The 643-nt window shown below is 36.9% G+C and carries 2 protein-coding genes; both read right to left on the bottom strand.

Annotated features, from left to right (window positions below):
* On the bottom strand, nt 1-110 hold a 110-nt coding region (locus QSJ37_RS17875; RefSeq protein WP_285756520.1), incomplete at its 3' end, for an aminoglycoside 6-adenylyltransferase.
* Nucleotides 111-362: 252 nt separating this feature from the next.
* Nucleotides 363-643 (bottom strand): Type 1 glutamine amidotransferase-like domain-containing protein (locus QSJ37_RS17870; RefSeq protein ID WP_285756519.1); only part of this gene is annotated, 281 nt, incomplete at its 5' end.

Raw genomic sequence — 643 nt, 5'->3', positions numbered from 1 at the left:
TTATTTATATTTGGATTTACACGAGAACCGTTCATTAGCACTCCACGTATACGATGATCTTGCTTAGCAAATGTTATGATTAAATCCAACATTTCTTGTTCTGTTCTCATTTTCACATATGTCACCCTTTCCTACTTTTATCCTCAATACGAGTGGTGAATGACTCTCCCCGTCGGTTTTTCGATGTTGAGAACTCTTTGTAAGGCTTTGATGACCAACTTCTCCTCACTTATAATTTTTGGTTAATATTACCGTGGGATATTTTACGATGAAAGTTGTTTCTTTATTGGACTAAACTGTCCCGTTCCCATAAAGCGAGTTTCACCACAGATGTTGAAGTTAATTCGTTCTTCCATATCGGCTTAATAGGAACCTAAAAAATTCGTCTGAAGCTCTTCCTCTATCACCTTCATCACCTTGTTATCCAAATAAACTTTATAAGCCTTTGCCTTTGGTCTAGAACTAACTATATTACTTATGTTTTGTTCGATATAGTGGATGGCAACTCCGTCATCCGCTGCAATACCAGCTTGTATGGCTCCAGAATAAATTAGTTTATGATATGAATGCCTTATGTCTAACTCTCCATCATAATGCGGACAATGACTGCCTTTTAGAAAGCCTAAGCATTTCATTGCTTCTA

It is taken from the genome of Parageobacillus sp. G301 (assembly GCF_030268025.1).
Lineage (GTDB): Bacteria > Bacillota > Bacilli > Bacillales > Anoxybacillaceae > Parageobacillus_B > Parageobacillus_B toebii.
Note: the sequence above shows the minus strand (reverse complement) of the source record. Positions and strands in the feature narration are given on the sequence as shown.